General features: G+C 50.3%; 13 protein-coding genes. 10 read left to right on the top strand and 3 right to left on the bottom strand.

Features of this window, described 5'->3' with window-relative positions; genetic code table 11:
• Positions 1 to 37 precede the first annotated feature (37 nt).
• Positions 38 to 562: a flavodoxin family protein gene (locus tag DXB70_RS13500; RefSeq protein WP_055176454.1), complete on the bottom strand. Its 525-nt coding sequence runs from the start codon at positions 560 to 562 to the stop codon at positions 38 to 40.
• Positions 563 to 620: 58 nt separating this feature from the next.
• A complete protein-coding gene (locus DXB70_RS13495; RefSeq protein WP_107001054.1) occupies positions 621 to 1,124 on the bottom strand; it encodes a GNAT family N-acetyltransferase in 504 nt (167 codons plus the stop codon).
• A 558-nt stretch (positions 1,125 to 1,682) separates the two neighbouring features.
• On the opposite strand from DXB70_RS13495, the gene ftsH reads away from it, so the two are divergent.
• A complete protein-coding gene (gene ftsH / locus DXB70_RS13490) occupies positions 1,683 to 3,800 on the top strand; it encodes an ATP-dependent zinc metalloprotease FtsH (RefSeq protein WP_118467287.1) in 2,118 nt (705 codons plus the stop codon).
• A 197-nt stretch (positions 3,801 to 3,997) separates the two neighbouring features.
• On the opposite strand, the gene DXB70_RS13485 is transcribed toward ftsH, so the two are convergent.
• The gene (locus tag DXB70_RS13485) at positions 3,998 to 5,476 is read right to left on the bottom strand and encodes a DUF1846 domain-containing protein (RefSeq protein ID WP_118492346.1); all 1,479 of its coding nucleotides are present in this window, start codon (positions 5,474 to 5,476) and stop codon (positions 3,998 to 4,000) included.
• 673 nt (positions 5,477 to 6,149) lie between these two features.
• On the opposite strand from DXB70_RS13485, the gene DXB70_RS13475 reads away from it, so the two are divergent.
• From DXB70_RS13475 to pfkA, 9 genes are all read left to right on the top strand, one after another.
• Positions 6,150 to 6,743, top strand: coding sequence for a DUF1653 domain-containing protein (locus tag DXB70_RS13475; protein ID WP_118471994.1), 594 nt, complete (start codon positions 6,150 to 6,152; stop codon positions 6,741 to 6,743).
• A 112-nt stretch (positions 6,744 to 6,855) separates the two neighbouring features.
• Positions 6,856 to 8,733, top strand: a complete 1,878-nt coding sequence (gene uvrC, locus DXB70_RS13470; protein WP_118673466.1) for an excinuclease ABC subunit UvrC — start codon at positions 6,856 to 6,858, stop codon at positions 8,731 to 8,733.
• 40 nt (positions 8,734 to 8,773) lie between these two features.
• Positions 8,774 to 9,700: an HPr(Ser) kinase/phosphatase gene (gene hprK / locus DXB70_RS13465; RefSeq protein ID WP_022359298.1), complete on the top strand. Its 927-nt coding sequence runs from the start codon at positions 8,774 to 8,776 to the stop codon at positions 9,698 to 9,700.
• Between the two features lie 96 nt (positions 9,701 to 9,796).
• Positions 9,797 to 10,711 (top strand): UDP-N-acetylmuramate dehydrogenase, encoded by a 915-nt coding sequence (gene murB / locus DXB70_RS13460; protein WP_118467291.1) that lies wholly within the window; start codon positions 9,797 to 9,799, stop codon positions 10,709 to 10,711.
• A 37-nt stretch (positions 10,712 to 10,748) separates the two neighbouring features.
• Entirely contained in the window at positions 10,749 to 11,624 is an 876-nt protein-coding gene (rapZ, locus tag DXB70_RS13455; RefSeq protein ID WP_022359300.1) for an RNase adapter RapZ, read from the top strand.
• A 16-nt stretch (positions 11,625 to 11,640) separates the two neighbouring features.
• The gene (whiA, locus tag DXB70_RS13450; RefSeq protein WP_022359301.1) at positions 11,641 to 12,597 is read left to right on the top strand and encodes a DNA-binding protein WhiA; all 957 of its coding nucleotides are present in this window, start codon (positions 11,641 to 11,643) and stop codon (positions 12,595 to 12,597) included.
• Positions 12,598 to 12,710: 113 nt separating this feature from the next.
• On the top strand, positions 12,711 to 12,965 hold the full coding sequence (locus tag DXB70_RS13445) for an HPr family phosphocarrier protein (protein ID WP_107001048.1): 255 nt from the start codon (positions 12,711 to 12,713) through the stop codon (positions 12,963 to 12,965).
• Between the two features lie 137 nt (positions 12,966 to 13,102).
• Entirely contained in the window at positions 13,103 to 16,579 is a 3,477-nt protein-coding gene (locus DXB70_RS13440) for a DNA polymerase III subunit alpha (RefSeq protein ID WP_118673465.1), read from the top strand.
• 267 nt (positions 16,580 to 16,846) lie between these two features.
• Entirely contained in the window at positions 16,847 to 17,821 is a 975-nt protein-coding gene (gene pfkA, locus DXB70_RS13435) for a 6-phosphofructokinase (RefSeq protein WP_022359304.1), read from the top strand.
• Positions 17,822 to 17,911 lie beyond the last annotated feature (90 nt).

The raw sequence follows: 17,911 nt of genomic DNA, 5'->3' as shown, positions 1-17,911 counted from the left end.
TCACCTGTAATTGACAAACTGGAATTTGGTGTGTGCTTTATAAATTTTTTCCGATCCACTCAAGTTCGTTCATGGAATCCTTATTTTTTTCAAGTTCATCTCTGGCTGTTGCGTAATATGATTTTTTGAAAAGCATATCCCATGAAAGATATTTTGCCATACAGTCAAACTGCTTATCAATCAGCTCATACTGGATACTGCCTACGGGAGAACCACCTACAACAATTGTGCCAACTTTTTTGTTTTTTAACTGCAATCCACGGCAGTAGCACTTATCAATGATAAGTTTCAATTGTGCTGACATTCCCCACCAATAAACTGGTGTAGCAAAAAGAATCATATCTGCGGCAGCAATTTTATCAATTGTAGAATTTGTATCATCCTTGTCGACGCATCCCTTAGAGCATTGACAGACACCACATCCCTTGCATGGTGCAATGTTGAGTTTGTCGGGTTCAATGATTTCAATTTTATTCTTTTCTGACGCTCCTTTTATAAATGCATTGATTGCTGCCAGCGTATTTCCTTTTCTGGCACTTCCATTAATGATTACAATTTTCATGCGTGTATCCTCCAACTTCCGATTTTTCGTTCTCTGTGACTTCCCAATAAACGGGAATTTATCGTTTTATTCTGGTATAAAACTCTTTTTCATCTTGGTGATGAATATAGGCCCCATTTTTAATCTGCACACGCAAAGATGCCATATTATCCCTATGAACAGACATATATATTTCGTCTTCTTTAATAATGTGCCAGGCTTTTTCGATTGTCAATCTCAACCCTTCCGAGGCGTATCCCTTGCCTCTGAATTCTTTCTTTATTCCATATCCTATATGGCCTCCTCCGTTTGCAAGTGCAGGAGTAAGGTAATGACGCACGCGAAATAATCCTACTATTTTCTCATCATCCCATAAGAAAAAATCCGTTTCTGGAACCCATCCATCAGCCAGATCAATTCCCTTTTCAGCATTAATATAACCAGGTAATATTTTTATTTCAAATTCCTTTCTTGAACATCCAGACGCAAAATTCGTAAATCCATTTTCATTGGAAGGGGTATTAGTAATAAATTCGTATTCCTTTTCAATATCTTCCAAATTAGCTGATTTTAAGTACAACATAAAAAGCTGCTTCCTCCTATTTTTCTCAAAGAGTTCGGTCAATCCCGATTTGTATAACAGTAGTCTAACACACGTTGTTTAAAAATACTACAGCCAAGCCAATGTCTGTAATTTGCCCTAAAATTTCATTTTATGGACTTTGGACTACTTGATTTTCTAATTGCATACGCAATTCGTGAAATGTATCATTATACTGTTGATACATCAGACACACAAATGTAAATAGGGACTTTTGAAAAAGCAATTTTTCGAATAACTGTGACGAGGTAACTGTATCGGGAAGAGCTACACAGCGGATGATTTTGATGGCATTTCATATATGCAGAGAAAACACCTATATTTTATAAGGAGTTCACAAGTTTTTAATATTTTCACTTCTTGATTTATAGGCAATCTGCCACTATAATGGATAAGAGTACGCAGAAATTTGTGCGCTGACGGGGAAGAAAAGCGGGCATGAAGCCGGATGAGAAGCAGATGCGGCAGATTTAGAGGAGCTTTTGAGTAACCTGATGTGGCAGATTCCGGATGTACAGTGACACAGAATGGAGAAAGTGTATGGATAATAAGGGAAACCAGAATAAAAATGGAAAAAATCCCCGCGGTCAGAATTATGCAGTGCTGATCATGACGATGCTGTTTACGCTTCTCTGCGTGGCGATGATGCACAACCTCTGGCAGGGCAGCCGCACGCACAAGATGCCGTACAGCGAGTTTAATCAGATGCTTAAGGATCACGAGGTAGAATCGGTTGTGATTGGCAATGGAAAGATTCAGATCACGCCGAAGGAAGATTCGAAGAAATATGGCGGCAGCCAGGGCAAATACGGAAATCTGGTAGGAATGGAGTACTACACGATTCCGATCAACGATCCGGATTTGGAGAAGAAGCTGGATGAAGCTGGTGTTACGACCTATGAACAGGCAGAAGTGGACGCGACAGGCAGTATTATCATGCTTCTGCTTGAGTGGGTGCTTCCGATTGCAGCGATGTTCGTCATTTTCAATATGATGATGAAGCGCATGGGCGGCGGAGGCGGCATAATGGGTGTCGGCAAGAGCAATGCCAAAGTATATGTACAGAAAGAGACCGGTGTTACGTTCAAGGATGTGGCAGGCGAGGATGAGGCGAAGGAGTCTCTGACGGAGATTGTTGATTTCCTGCATAACCCGGGAAAATATACGAAGATTGGTGCGAAACTGCCGAAGGGTGCGTTGTTAGTCGGACCGCCAGGAACCGGTAAAACACTTCTTGCCAAGGCAGTAGCTGGAGAGGCGAAGGTTCCGTTTTTCTCTCTGTCCGGTTCAGATTTTGTGGAAATGTTTGTCGGCGTCGGCGCATCCCGTGTGCGTGACCTGTTCAAGCAGGCGCAGCAGTCGGCTCCGTGTATCATTTTCATCGATGAGGTGGATGCGATCGGTAAAAGTCGTGATTCCCGTCTGGGCGGCAACGATGAACGTGAGCAGACGTTAAACCAGCTCCTTTCGGAGATGGATGGATTTGATTCCTCCAAGGGTCTTTTAGTCATGGCGGCGACGAACCGCCCGGAGATTCTGGATCCGGCGCTACTTCGCCCGGGACGTTTTGACCGCCGGATTATCGTGGATAAGCCGGATTTAAAGGGGCGTGTGCAGATTTTAAAGGTACATTCCAAGGATGTAAAACTGGATGAGACGGTTGATTTCGAGGAGATCGCGCTGGCGACATCTGGCGCTGTAGGTGCGGATCTAGCCAATATGATGAACGAGGCGGCGATCACAGCCGTTAAGAATGGCAGGAAAGCCGTTTCCCAGAAGGATTTATTTGAGGCAGTTGAGCTGGTTCTGGTCGGCAAAGAGAAGAAAGACCGCATCTTGAGCCAGGAAGAGCGCCAGATTGTTTCGTATCATGAGGTGGGTCATGCGCTGGTCAGCGCCCTGCAGAAGGACTCGGAGCCGGTACAGAAGATCACGATTGTGCCGCGTACCATGGGGGCGCTTGGCTATGTCATGCAGGTGCCGGAGGAAGAGAAGTACTTAAATACCGAGAAGGAAATCCGCGCGATGCTGGTCGGATTTTTAGGCGGACGTGCGGCTGAGGAGATCGTTTTTGATACGGTAACGACAGGTGCGTCAAATGATATTGAAAAAGCAACCCGGATCGCGCGTGCGATGGTAACCCAGTACGGTATGTCCAAGAAGTTCGGTCTGATGGGGCTGGAAAGCCAGGAAAATCAGTACCTGAACGGGAGAACTGTCCTGAATTGCAGTGATATGACGGCGGCAGAGATTGACAAGGAAGTCATGCATATTTTGAAGGTTTCTTATGAGGAGGCGAAACGCCTGCTGAGTGAAAACCGCGAGGCGCTTGATAAGATTGCGGCGTTCCTGATTGAGAAAGAGACGATCACCGGTAAAGAGTTCATGAAGATTTTCCATGAGGTAAAGGGAATCCCGGAGCTGGAGGAAAAGAAACAGGAAGGCGAGAGCCGGATTGAGATGCCGGAGGCTGCGAAGACAGGCGATGAGGTTCAGCCGATAAAGACTGCGGAAGAAACGAACGCGGAAGACCCACAGAACCAGCAGAATCTGGAAGCAAAACTGGCGGATGAAGCACCGGAATCGGCAGAAGCTGTAGCAGCAGAGAGTCCAAATGAGGATGAGATGCGCGGTGGAAGCTCGTTCGACCGGAAATAAAAGTGATGTATAGCATAAAAGAAATATTTATACAGTAAATAGAACGGCTGTATTTCAGCAATGTGAATTCATATATTGAAAAATCTATGAGTACACATTGCTGAGATACAGCCGTTATTTATTTTGCCATAGGAAACTTCGTCCTATGACAAAAAAGCGCTCCGCGGCACATTCTTTTTTATATGGGATTATTTCAATTATTGGTACAGGCGGTTGTGCTCATATACTGGCTCGGAGGTCAGTTCGATGCCGAGACGTTTGAAGGTCTTAATATCAACCTCCGACAGCATGACGGAGGTGTGAACCTGGCAGCCGCGCAGTTTTTCGAGCTGTTCCAGGGCGATCTGTGCGTGTTTGTTGGTAGCGGCGCACATGGACAGCGCGATCAGAACTTCATCGGTGTGGAGACGCGGGTTGCGGCTTCCGAGGTACTCGACTTTCAGCTTCTGGATCGGCTCGATCGCGATCGGGGAGATCAGGTGCTCATCGTGCGGAATATTGCCAAGTACCTTGACAGCATTCAGAAGCAGGGCAGCGGAAGCGCCGAGCAGGTTGGTTGTCTTTCCGGTGGCGATGGTTCCGTTCGGAAGTTCGATGGCAGCAGCCGGAGCACCGGTTTCTTCGGCGCGTTTCAGGGCAGCCGGAACAACCTTGCGCATATCGGTGGTCAGTTTTGCCTGCTTCATCAGAAGTTCGATCTTATAAACTTCCTCTTTGCCGACATCCTCTTTGACAACGCGGTTTAATGCCTGATAGTAGCGGCGCAGGATTTCCTGACGGGATGCCTCGCAGCAGGCTTCGTCGTCAATGATGCAGTTTCCTGCCATGTTGACGCCCATATCAGTCGGGGATTTGTACGGGTTCTCGCCGTAGATTCCCTCGAAAATAGCGCTCAGAACCGGGAAAATCTCGATGTCACGGTTGTAGTTGACCGTTGTCACACCATAAGCCTCCAGATGGAACGGATCGATCATGTTGACATCGTTTAAGTCAGCGGTCGCTGCCTCGTATGCCAGGTTGACCGGGTGCTTTAACGGGATATTCCAGATCGGGAAGGTCTCAAATTTGGCATATCCAGCCTTGACGCCGCGTTTGTTCTCGTGGTAGAGCTGGGAAAGGCAGGTTGCCATTTTTCCGCTTCCCGGTCCCGGCGCGGTGACAACAACGAGTGGACGTTTGGTTTCAATGTAATCATTTTTACCATAACCTTCATCGCTGACGATCAGCGGAACATTGCCCGGATAACCGTCGATGGTGTAGTGGCGGTAAACCTTGATGCCCATGGATTCGAGCTTGTGTTTGAAGACATCCGCAGTGTTCTGCCCGGAATAGTGGGTGATTACAACGCTTCCAACATAGAGTCCCTTGTCGGTAAAGGATTGAATCAGACGGAGTACGTCTACGTCGTAAGTAATGCCGAGGTCGGAACGTACTTTGTTTTTCTCGATATCCGCAGCACTGATGACGATGACGATCTCCGCCTGATCCGCTAACTGCAGAAGCATCCGCAGCTTGCTGTCAGGTGCAAAGCCCGGAAGAACCCGGGATGCGTGGTAGTCATCGAACAGTTTTCCGCCAAATTCGAGGTAGAGCTTATCACCGAACTGGTTGATACGCTCACGGATATGTTCCGACTGCATTTTCAGGTATTTGTTGTTGTCAAAACCGATTTTCATCTAATCCTCCGTTCTTAGTTTCGTCCCGCACAGAATACCGGTATCGCGGTGGGGGCAGATGCCGGTTTCCATCTGGTGGGATGAAAATCATATGTTTGTATGGATGATTGCGCCGCCAGGTCACAGTCCATGTCCGGCACAGACTGCCATTCGCAGTTGTTTATGTCGATGCTCTTTGTGTGAAATGAACGCAGCACAGCAGACCGCAAAGAATCACAATTAGTACTATTATCCTACAAAAAAGTCTATTTGAGTAGAGGAAAAATAAAAAAATTTTAAAATCGGAAAAATGACGGATTTGGTTTTCGGAAATGTAATATTTTCTGGCGAAAATTTTTGTGTACAGGCGATGGGGATGGAGGAAAGAAAATCTGGATGTAAATTGATAAAAAACAGAAAAGGGCATACAAAATGTGATATAATGAGCGCAGAAGAAAAGAATGCGGCTGCGAAGCAGACATATTCTTTTCTTGCGCCATTAACGAACGAACAGCCATGCGAAGCAGGGCGGTGGAGCGCGATAGCGCGGGTTCGTGAGTGGCCGGGGGAGAATACGTTCTTATGATTAATGAGCGCAAGTGAGCCAGAAAGCTGCTTGCAGATTTAAGGCGAACGGCGAATCGTGATATAATGTGAACACTTAGCGAGATGTTTTAAGGAGGTATCAGCATTCATGCGGGAAATTCCAAAGCCGGGCGAGCGGTACCGGCATTTTAAAAATAAAGAATATCAGATTCTGGCGGTGGCGACCCACTCGGAAACGGGGGAAAAGATGGTTGTCTATCAGGCGCTCTATGGAGAATATGGCGTCTGGGTTAGACCGCTTTCTATGTTTATGGAAGAGGTAGATCGGGTAAAATATCCGGAAGCGGCGCAGAGATACCGGTTTGAGCGGATTGCGGCGGGTCCGTGGGAAAATTCGAAACAGCAGGAAATAAGGACAACCAGAACGACTCATGTCGTAAATGAAGGTGTACGCCGTTCGAAAATGTCTGACGCAGCCACTCATTCCTGGGACATACCGCAGGAGGAACCGGAGCTGCATCCGCTTGTGGCAGAATTTCTAGATCAGGAAACGACCGAGGGCAGGCTGGAAGTGCTCCAGAGAATGAGCGGCAAGGTGGCCAAGCGGGATCTCGACAGTCTCTGCTTCTGTCTGGATATGAATCCGGTCGGTGGAAGCGTGGAGGAAGAGCTTGACGCGATCCGTCAGTGCATCCGGATGCAGCAGAGGTACGATGCACCGCGCCTGCGGTATGGAAAGTGAGCGGCTGTCTGGCAGAAGAGTCTGGGTAACTGTTCACGGGTAGGTACTTTTGGAACCGAAAGTGCCGTAAGAAAACGTGGTGGCAGCAGATTAGAAAACAGGATGGTTTGAGATGTTTCAAATAGAAGAAGAACTGAAAAAACTGCCGGGGCAGCCGGGTGTTTATATTATGCACGATGCGAAGGACGCGATCATCTATGTCGGCAAGGCGATCAGCCTGAAAAACCGAGTCCGTCAATATTTCCAGAGCAGCCGGGATAAGACGGCGAAGATCAAGCAGATGGTCTCGAAGATAGCACGTTTTGAGTATATCGTGACGGATTCGGAGCTGGAAGCGCTGGTGCTGGAGTGCAACCTGATCAAAGAGCACCGCCCACGCTACAATACGATGCTCAAGGATGACAAGACGTACCCGTACATCAAGGTGACGGCTTCGGAGGAGTACCCGCGGATCTTGTTTTCACGCCAGATGAAAAAGGATAAAAATAAGTATTTTGGTCCTTTTACGAGCGCGGGAGCAGTCAAAGACACAATCGAGCTGATTCGGAAGATATACCGGATCCGGGCGTGCAGCCGGAAGCTGCCGCAGGATATGGGAAAGGACCGTCCGTGCCTTTATTACCATATTCACCAGTGCGACGCGCCATGTCAGGGGTATATTTCACAGGCAGATTATCAGAAATCGGTGAAGCAGGCGGTCGGGTTTTTAAATGGACAGTATGAGCCGGTCATGAAATATCTGGAAGAAAAGATGAGGACGGCGTCCGAGACGATGGAGTTTGAGAAGGCGATTGAGTACCGGGATCTGCTTGACAGTGTCAGAAAGGTGGCGCAGAAGCAGAAGATTACGAGCCAGAGCATGGAAGATCGGGATATTATCGCGATGGCGAAGGATGAGCGCGATGCGGTTGTGCAGGTGTTCTTCGTGCGCGATGGCAAGCTTATTGGGCGGGAACATTTCCATATGAACCTGACCGGCTCGGAGAGCAAGGCAGAAATCTTAAACAGCTTCGTCAAACAGTTTTACGCGGGAACGCCGTTTGTGCCGCATGAGATCTGGGTGCAGGAGGAGTTAGAGGACGCGGAGGTTATCGCCAGCTTCCTGACGGCGCGCCGGGGACAGAAGGTGCGCTTTGTCGTGCCAAAGATGGGCGAGAAAGAGCGGCTGGTCGAGCTGGCAGAGAAGAATGCGAAGATGGTGCTCTCCCAGGATAAGGAGAAGATCAAGCGCGAGGAGCTCCGGACGATCGGGGCGATGAATCAGATTGGATCGTGGATCGGGCTTTCGGGAATCAAGCGGGTAGAAGCCTACGATATTTCCAATATCAGCGGTTTTGAGTCGGTCGGTTCGATGATTGTCTACGAAAATGGACGTCCGAAACGCAATGATTACCGCAAATTCCGTATCCGGACGGTGCAGGGACCGAACGACTACGCTTCGATGCGCGAGGTGATGCTGCGGCGGTTTTCCCATGGCCTGGAGGAGACGAAGAAACTGCAAGCCGAGGGCGGCGATCTGGCGATGGGAAGTTTTACGCGTTTTCCAGATCTGCTGATGATGGATGGCGGACGCGGACAGGTTAATATCGCGCTGGAGGTATTAAGAGAGCTTCAGCTGGAAATCCCGGTCTGTGGCATGGTAAAGGATGATAACCACCGGACGAGGGGATTGTATTATCAGAATGTGGAAATTCCAATCGATCGCCATTCGGAAGGATTTCAGCTGATCACCCGGATTCAGGACGAGGCGCACCGGTTTGCGATCGAGTACCACCGGAGTCTCCGGGGCAAGGAACAGGTGCGCTCCGTGCTGGATGATATCAAGGGCATCGGACCAGCGCGCCGTAAGTCTCTGATGCGGACGTTCAAGACAATCGAAGCAGTCCGGGAGGCGAGCGTGGAGGAGCTGGAAGCTGCGCCACAGATGAACCGGGCAGCCGCCGAGGCAGTCTATATATTTTTCCGTGATGACAAGCAGGGGAAGATGTGATAGGATGTAGACAATAGTAAAAATAAAAGGAGACAAAAGTATGGGTGGAGTGACGATAACAGAACTGATCGATAAGATGGGGCTTCGCAATATGACGCCGGAGCTGGAGACGGACAATGTTATGCTGGTGCATGCGGATGTGAACCGTCCGGCATTGCAGCTGACTGGATTTTTCGACCATTTTGACAAGGACCGTGTGCAGATCATCGGTTATGTGGAAAATGCGTACATCTCGACCCTGACTCCGCAGCGTCGCCGGGAAATGTTTGACAAACTGCTGTCTTCGGGTATACCATGTCTGGTATATAGCCGCGGCATGGCACCGGAGGAGGAAGTACTGGAGCTGTGTAACCATTATGGGGTTCCGTGCATGGTATCGGAGAAGACGACTTCGGATCTGATGGCGGAGATCATCCGCTGGCTGAACGTCAAGATGGCGCCGATGATCAGCATTCACGGCGTACTGGTCGATGTATTTGGCGAGGGTGTCCTGATTATGGGCGAGAGCGGTATCGGCAAGAGTGAGGCAGCGCTGGAACTGATTAAGCGCGGTCACCGTCTCGTCAGCGATGATGTGGTCGAGATCCGCCGCGTCAGCGATGAAACCCTGATCGGTTCGGCACCGGATATTACCCGTCATTTCATCGAGCTTCGCGGTATCGGCATTATCGATGTCAAGACACTGTTCGGTGTAGAGAGCGTAAAGGATACACAGTCGATTGACATGGTAATCAAGCTGGAGGAGTGGGATAAGGACAAGGAGTATGACCGCCTTGGCATGGAAGATCAGTATACCGAGTTCCTTGGCAACAAGATTGTATGCCATTCAATTCCGATCCGTCCGGGACGTAACCTGGCAATCATCGTAGAGTCGGCGGCAGTCAACTATCGTACCAAGAAGATGGGATATAATGCGGCGAAAGAACTGTACAAGCGGGTACAGGCGAACCTGGCAAGAAGAGATTAATGGAACGCTTCACGCAGTCTGATTCGTGTGATTTAGTGCGGAAATCCCGACTTGCAAGGGATGGAGCCGTTATGAAATGAATAAAGGAAAATAGATATGTCTAATTTTTATCAGAAACTTTGTGATGCCATCGGCGCTGCTTCCGTGCGGGAGCAGGAGCCGATGAGCGCACATACGACCTTTCGGGCTGGTGGACCAGCCCGCTATTTTGTGACCCCGGAGGGCGAAAAAGAGCTGGCGGCAGTGCTGGCGGCGTGCCGGGAGGCAGAGAAAGCGTATTACATATTAGGAAATGGAAGCAATCTGCTTGTCAGTGATGCGGGCTATCCGGGCGTGATGATCCTTCTGGGAAGCCAGTTTACAGAGGTGGTCTGTCCGGAGGGAGAACCGGGCGTCTATGAGCTGGGCGCCGGTGTGCTGCTTTCGCGTGCCGCCAGGGAGGCGCAGAAAGATGGAATGACCGGATTTGAGTTTGCAGCCGGGATTCCTGGAACCGTGGGCGGCGCGGCGGTCATGAATGCGGGCGCTTACGGCGGAGAATTAAAGGATGTGCTGGAATCTGTGCGCGTGATGACGCCGGACGGCGAGGTAAAAGAGCTTAAAACGGAAGAACTGGATCTGGGTTACCGCCACAGCTGCATCCCGGAGCGCGGATATATCGTTTTATCGGCGCGGATCCGTCTGGAGAAAGGTGATCCGGAAGCGATCCGGGTGCGGATGGATGAACTGGCAGCCAAACGGCGGGAAAAACAGCCGCTGGAATATCCGAGTGCCGGAAGCACCTTTAAGCGCCCTGAGGGCTATTTCGCCGGAAAATTGATCGAAGATGCCGGACTTCGCGGCTATCAGGAGGGCGGCGCACAGGTGTCGGAGAAACACTGTGGTTTCGTTATCAACCGCGACCATGCGACGGCTTCGGACATCGCGGGGCTGTGTGGGACGGTGCAGAAGCGCGTGTATGAGCAGTTTGGGGTGAAACTGGAGACGGAAGTAAAGATGCTGGGCTTTTAAGATATCATATATAGAGTATGGAAAAGGGAGGAACAATATGCGGCTTGTGATCGTAACCGGTATGTCGGGAGCCGGAAAGACGGCGGCACTGAAAATGCTGGAGGACATGGGATTTTACTGTGTTGACAATCTCCCGATCCCGCTGGTGGGAAAATTTGCGGAGCTGGTGCAGAGCAGCAGCGGGGAGGTAAGCTGTGCAGCGTTGGGAATCGATGTCCGCAGCGGCGACGAGCTGGCACAGCTGGAGGGAACGCTGAATGATTGGAATAACATCCAGTTTCCGTATGAGATCCTGTTTCTGGATGCCAGCGATGAGGTGCTGATCAAGCGATATAAGGAAACGCGCCGTTCCCATCCGCTGGCAGGAAAAGAGCGGCTGGACCGCGGTATTGCGAAAGAGCGCCTGAAACTCGATTTCCTGAAAAAGCGGGCGGACTATATTCTGGACACCAGCACGCTTCTGACGCGGGAGCTCAAGGCGGAACTGGAACGGATTTTCATGGGGCGCGAGCGCTTTTCCAGCCTCTTTGTGACGATCTTAAGCTTTGGCTTTAAATATGGGATTCCGTCGGACGCGGATCTCGTGTTTGACGTCCGTTTTCTGCCGAATCCTTATTATGATGAGAATTTAAGAAGCCATACCGGCAATGAGAAGGCGGTGCAGGACTTTGTGCGCCGCGGCGGGACGGCAGATGTATTTTTGGATAAACTCTATGACATGATTGACTTCCTGTTTCCGTACTATGTAAAAGAAGGAAAGAATCAGCTTGTCATAGCCGTCGGATGTACCGGTGGAAAGCATCGTTCAGTTACGGTGGCGAACCGGCTCTATGAGCGCCTCAAGGAGCACTCGGAAATAGGGCTTAAACTGGAACATCGGGACATAGAGATGGATAACCGGACAAAAGGGTAAACGGAGGTAGAGGACTTTGTCATTTTCAGCCCGGGTAAAGGAAGAGCTGTCGCATCAGCTGAGCAAGGCGAGGCACTGCCAGATTGCAGAGCTGGCGGCGATTTTGAGCCTTTGCGGTAAGATTCATATCGATGAAGAGGATCATTTCAGTATACGGATCCACACGGAAAACGTAGCGGTTGCACGAAAATACTTTACATTATTGAAAAATACATTTAATATTAAGGCGGACATTTCGATCCGGCGCAATGCATTTTTAAAAAAGAGCCGTTCTTATACGCTTCTGGTGCGCGATCACGAAAATGCACTCCGGGTGCTGGAGGCGGTCAAGATGGTGGATGCGCAGGGAAATGTCGGGGAAAATCTTTCGGTGGTGCGGAATCTGGTGATTCAGAATGCGTGCTGCAAGAAGGCATTTATCCGGGGCGCTTTTCTGGCAGCCGGATCCTTAAGCGATCCGGAGAAATTTTATCATTTTGAGATCGTATGCGCGTCGCTTGAAAAGGCGGTGCAGCTTCAGAATGTGATTCTGACATTCGACATCGATGCGAAAATAGTTGTCAGAAAGAAGTATTATGTGGTATATATAAAAGAAGGCAGTCAGATTGTGGAACTTCTGGGACTGATGGAAGCGCATGTGGCATTGATGGAGCTGGAAAATATCCGGATCCTGAAAGAAATGCGAAACAGCGTCAACCGTCAGGTCAACTGCGAGACTGCCAATATCAATAAGACTGTTTCGGCGGCAGTCAAGCAGCTTGCGGACATCACATACATCCGTGATACGGTCGGGCTGGATTACTTGCCGGAGCTTCTTTCAGAGGTAGCACAGGTTCGTCTGGAGATGCCGGATGCAACCTTGAAGGAATTGGGGGAGAATCTGAGCCATCCAGTTGGAAAATCGGGAGTCAATCACAGGCTCAGAAAGATAAGTGCAGTAGCTGAAAGTCTCCGCGAAGAGCGGGGCGAGTAAAGTTAGGTTATTGTTTACAGGCAGGAATTTCCCGGATGGAAAATTCCGTGCGATACAGTAGTGGCAGCGGATTTTGCCGTTTTTTTCGAGCGGGGCTCGATGAGGAGGATATTATGACAAGTAAGGAAATCAGAATTGGTTTGAGTTCAGGTCTGGAGGCACGTCCGGCGGCGATGCTGGTGCAGGTGGCAAGCCAGTATGAGAGCAGCATCTATGTGGAAAGTGAAGAAAAACGCGTCAATGCAAAGAGCATCATGGGCATGATGACGCTGGGACTGGCAGAGGGCGCGCACGTAAAGGTAACGGCTGATGGCAGCGACGAGGAGAGTGCGATCGAGGGAATTGAGAAATATCTGAGCAATCAGTAGAAATCCAGATTTCTGACCGTTTTTCGGAAAGAGACAGGGGACGTAACAGTTACACAAAACAAGAGCTTTGATAGATGAGGGGGTGTCGTTTCGCGGGAAACGGCAGTCCCTTAAAAGATCTGAATGGGAGGAAAAAGGTGGCATTTACACATCTGCATGTGCATACAGAGTACAGTCTGCTTGACGCATCGAGTAAAATAAAAGAACTGACCGCCCGGGCGAAGGAACTGGGGATGGACAGTCTGGCGATTACCGACCACGGCGTCATGTACGGCGTGATCGATTTTTACCGGGCAGCCAGGGAAAATGGGATCAAGCCGATCATCGGCTGTGAGATCTATGTGGCGCCCGGATCGCGTTTTGACCGGGAGGCGGGAAGCGGCGAGGATCGCTATTATCATATGATTCTGCTGGCGGAAAATAATACCGGCTATCAGAATCTGATGAAGATCGTCTCCAAGGGCTTTGTCGAGGGATTTTATTATAAACCGCGTGTGGATGACGAGGTGCTGAGAACCTACCATGAAGGCATTATTGCACTCAGCGCGTGTCTGGCGGGCGAGATCCCGAGGTATTTGTCGAGAGGCATGTATGAGGAAGCGTGCAAGTCGGCGCAGAAATACCGCGATATCTTTGGACCGGACAATTTCTTTCTGGAATTGCAGGATCATGGCATCCCGGCGCAGCGGACGGTCAACCAGGGCTTGATGCGGATGAGCCAGGAACTGCAGATTCCGCTGGTGGCGACGAACGACTGCCACTATATTTATAAAGAAGATGTGGAATCGCACGATATTTTGCTCTGTATCCAGACGGGCAAAAAAGTCACGGACGAGAACCGGATGCGCTATGAGGGCGGGCAGTTCTATGTCAAATCCGAGGAGGAGATGCGTGCGCTGTTTCCGTATGCACAGGAAGCACTTGACAACACGCACAAGATCGCCGAGAGGTGCAATGTCGAGATCGAGTTTGGCGTGACGAAGCTGCCGCAGTATGATGTCCCGGACGGATATACGTCCTGGGAATATCTGCAGAAGCTCTGCGGGGAGGGCTTTCACAAGCGCTACCCGAACGACGATGGGACGCTGCGGGAGCGCCTGAGGTATGAGCTGGACGTTATCCATTCGATGGGATATGTCGATTATTTCCTGATTGTGTGGGATTTTATCCATTTTGCAAAATCAAACGGTATCATGGTCGGTCCGGGACGTGGTTCGGCGGCGGGCAGTATCGTCGCGTACAGTCTGGAGATCACGGACATCGACCCGATCCGCTATCAGCTGATTTTCGAGCGTTTCCTGAACCCGGAACGAGTTTCCATGCCCGATATCGACGTCGATTTCTGTTTCGAACGGCGTCAGGAGGTGATCGACTATGTCGTGCGGAAATACGGAAAAGACCGCGTCGTGCAGATTGTTACCTTCGGTACGCTGGCGGCAAAGGGTGTCGTCCGCGACGTGGGGCGCGCGCTCGATATGCCGTATGCACAGTGTGATGCGATCGCAAAAATGATTCCGGGTGATCTCGGCATGACGCTAGACAAGGCGCTCAAAGCCAGTCCGGATCTGCGTGAGGCGTATGAGTCGGATGATTCGGTCAAATATCTGATCGACATGAGTAAACGTCTGGAGGGGCTGCCGAGACATACCTCCATGCATGCGGCGGGGGTTGTCATCAGCCGTGCGGCGGTCGATGAGTATGTGCCGTTGTCCAGGGCATCTGACGGTTCGATCACGACCCAGTTTACGATGACGACGCTGGAAGAGCTGGGACTTCTGAAAATGGATTTTCTGGGTCTTAGAACCCTGACGGTTATCCAGAATGCGGTTCGCCTGGTGGAGAAAACGACCGGAAAACCGCTTGATATAGATAAGATCGATTACAACGATAAAAAGGTGCTGGATTCGATTGGAACCGGCAAAAATGACGGTGTGTTCCAGCTGGAGAGTTCCGGCATGAAAGGATTCATGAAAGAGCTAAAGCCGGAAAACCTGGAGGATCTGATCGCCGGTATTTCCCTGTATCGTCCGGGTCCGATGGATTTCATTCCGCGTTATCTGAAAGGCAAAAATGACAAGGCTTCGATTGTCTATGAGTGCCCGCAGTTAGAACCGATTCTGGCGCCGACCTATGGCTGTATCGTCTATCAGGAGCAGGTTATGCAGATCGTGCGCGATCTGGCTGGCTATACCTGGGGACGAAGCGACCTGGTGCGCCGTGCGATGGCAAAGAAAAAAGCGGCAGTCATGGAGAAAGAACGCCAGAATTTCGTCTACGGCAATGCACAAGAGGGCGTAAAGGGCTGTATTGCGAATGGGATCGACGAGAAGACGGCGAACCATATTTACGATGAGATGATCGATTTTGCGAAATACGCCTTCAACAAGTCGCACGCGGCGGCGTATGCGGTTGTCTCCTACCAGACGGCATATCTGAAATATTACCATCCGGTCGAATTCATGGCGGCGCTGATGACCTCAGTCAAGGATAATGTTACGAAGGTATCGGAATATATCATGAGCTGCCGTCAGATGGGTATGAAGATCATGCCGCCGGATATCAATGAGGGCGAGGGCGGCTTCTCTGTTTCGGACGGCGCGATCCGCTATGGTTTATCAGCGATCAAGAGTATCGGTCAGTCGGTGGTGGATGAGATTGTGCGGGAGCGGACCGAACATGGAAAATTCCGCTCGCTGGAAGATTTCATTGACCGGATGTCGGGCAGGGAGGTCAACAAACGCACATTGGAAAGCTTTATCAAATCCGGTGCGATGGACGGGCTGCCGGGAACCCGCAAGCAGAAATGTATGGTCTGCGGTTCGATGGTCGATCAGAAGAATAAAGAGAAGAAAAATACGATGGAAGGGCAGATGTCACTCTTTGATTTTGCAGCGGAAGAGGACAAGAAGAGTTTTCAGATCACATTTCCGAATGTCGGAGAGTATTCGAGGGAAGAATATCTGGCATACGAGAAAGAAATGCTGGGCGTCTACGTCAGCGGGCATCCGCTGGAGGAATATGTCGGCACCTGGGAGAAAAATGTGACGGCGAAGAGCTCCGATTTTGTTGTGGATGAGGAGACCGGTTCGGCGGTGGTTCACGACGGCGCGTATGTGACGATCGGCGGAATGATCACCGAGAAAACGGTTAAGACGACCCGGAATAACAAAATGATGGCGTTCCTGACGGTGGAAGATCTGGCGGGAAGTGTGGAAGTGCTGGTATTCCCGAAGGATTATGAAAAACGGCGCGATATGCTGATAAAGGATGAAAAAGTCTTTATCCGCGGGCGCGCATCGGTCGGCGATGAGCCGGTCGGAAAACTGATCTGCGAGCAGATTATCCCATTTTCGCAGGTGCCGCGCGAGCTGTGGATTCAGTATGCGGACAAGGATGCGTATCTGGCGGGAGAGAAAGAACTTCTCGACCTCCTGAAAACAAGTGATGGAAATGACACCGTGATCATTTACCTGGGACGTGAGCGCGCGAAAAAGGTTCTGCCGCGCAACTGGAATGTGCGGGCAGGCGAGGCGCTGGTGACGACGCTCAGCGAGATGCTGGGAGAGAAGAACGTCAAGGTGGTGGAGAAGCCGCTGGGGAAGATTTCTTCATAAGTGTTAAAATTTGCATTGGACATTGAAAGCTTTGGTAACTGGGCACGTATGTGTGAACAGTAACACGCTTTGGCGACATGTTAAAAAAATATCATAAAAAATCTTGAAATGACCTATAAAATGAATTACAATAAAATTGTTTGAAAATTGTGGTAGCACGCAGTGCAGAACAATTTGGTATCAGAAGGGTCAAAAGATTCGAAAATAAAACGGCTGGTTCACGGTTGGGGATGTGAAGCGGAAAGCCTTAGGACGGAGGAATAAGCGATGGCAAAAGAGGTTAAAACGATTGGTGTACTGACAAGCGGCGGCGATGCGCCGGGTATGAATGCAGCGATCCGTGCGGTGGTCCGGACTGCGATCAACAAGGGCATGAAGGTAAAAGGTATCATGCGTGGTTACGCTGGACTTTTGCAGGAAGAGATTGTGGACATGGACGGAACCAGCGTGGCAGATACGATTGGCCGTGGCGGTACGATCTTATACACAGCCCGCTGTCCGGAATTTATGACCGAGGAAGGTCAGAAGCGCGGCGCAGAAATCTGCCGCAAGCACAACATTGACGGTCTGGTCGTCATCGGCGGCGATGGTTCCTACCGCGGCGCCGGAAAGTTATCCGCGCTGGGAATCAATACGGTAGGTCTTCCGGGCACGATCGATCTGGATATTGCCTGCACCGATTATACAATCGGGTTTGATACCGCGATCAACACGGCGATGGAGGCGATCGATAAGGTAAGAGATACTTCCACCTCCCATGAGCGCTGCAGTATCATCGAGGTTATGGGACGCCACGCGGGATATATCGCCCTGTGGTGCGGTATCGCTAACGGCGCCGAGGATATTCTGCTTCCGGAGCGGTACGATGGCAATGAGCAGATGCTGATCAACCGCATCATCGATAACCGGAAACGCGGCAAGAGACATCATATTATCATTAATGCCGAGGGCATCGGACATTCCGCGTCGATGGCGAAGCGAATCGAGGCGGCAACCGGCATCGAGACACGTGCGACGATCCTTGGTTATATGCAGCGAGGCGGCGCGCCGACCTGTAAAGACCGCGTCTATGCGTCCATCATGGGCGCCAAGGCGGTGGAACTGCTGGAAAAAGGAAAGACCAACCGCGTGGTAGCGTATAAGCACGGCGAGTTCCTGGATTTTGATATTCAGGAGGCGCTGAATATGAAGAAGGATATTCCGGAAGATCAGTATGAGATTAGTAAGCTGCTGATTCGTTAAGGAATTTGATGGCTGCTTGTGAGATGGGCTGGCATATGAACGGAGAACAGGCTTCTCAGGGATAAAGGGAGAGCCTGCTCTCCGTTCGTG

The organism is Clostridium sp. OM05-5BH, assembly GCF_003481505.1.
Lineage (GTDB): Bacteria > Bacillota > Clostridia > Lachnospirales > Lachnospiraceae > Otoolea > Otoolea fessa.
This window is presented reverse-complemented; position numbering and strand designations above follow the sequence as displayed.

What these genes read in the sequence shown, in the direction of transcription:
- DXB70_RS13500 (WP_055176454.1), bottom strand. Translation starts at nt 562, where the DNA reads ATGAAAATTGTAATCATTAATGGAAGTGCCAGAAAAGGAAATACGCTG.
- DXB70_RS13495 (WP_107001054.1), bottom strand. Translation starts at nt 1,124, where the DNA reads ATGTTGTACTTAAAATCAGCTAATTTGGAAGATATTGAAAAGGAATAC.
- ftsH (WP_118467287.1), top strand. Translation starts at nt 1,683, where the DNA reads ATGGATAATAAGGGAAACCAGAATAAAAATGGAAAAAATCCCCGCGGT.
- DXB70_RS13485 (WP_118492346.1), bottom strand. Translation starts at nt 5,476, where the DNA reads ATGAAAATCGGTTTTGACAACAACAAATACCTGAAAATGCAGTCGGAA.
- DXB70_RS13475 (WP_118471994.1), top strand. Translation starts at nt 6,150, where the DNA reads ATGCGGGAAATTCCAAAGCCGGGCGAGCGGTACCGGCATTTTAAAAAT.
- uvrC (WP_118673466.1), top strand. Translation starts at nt 6,856, where the DNA reads ATGTTTCAAATAGAAGAAGAACTGAAAAAACTGCCGGGGCAGCCGGGT.
- hprK (WP_022359298.1), top strand. Translation starts at nt 8,774, where the DNA reads ATGGGTGGAGTGACGATAACAGAACTGATCGATAAGATGGGGCTTCGC.
- murB (WP_118467291.1), top strand. Translation starts at nt 9,797, where the DNA reads ATGTCTAATTTTTATCAGAAACTTTGTGATGCCATCGGCGCTGCTTCC.
- rapZ (WP_022359300.1), top strand. Translation starts at nt 10,749, where the DNA reads ATGCGGCTTGTGATCGTAACCGGTATGTCGGGAGCCGGAAAGACGGCG.
- DXB70_RS13445 (WP_107001048.1), top strand. Translation starts at nt 12,711, where the DNA reads ATGACAAGTAAGGAAATCAGAATTGGTTTGAGTTCAGGTCTGGAGGCA.
- pfkA (WP_022359304.1), top strand. Translation starts at nt 16,847, where the DNA reads ATGGCAAAAGAGGTTAAAACGATTGGTGTACTGACAAGCGGCGGCGAT.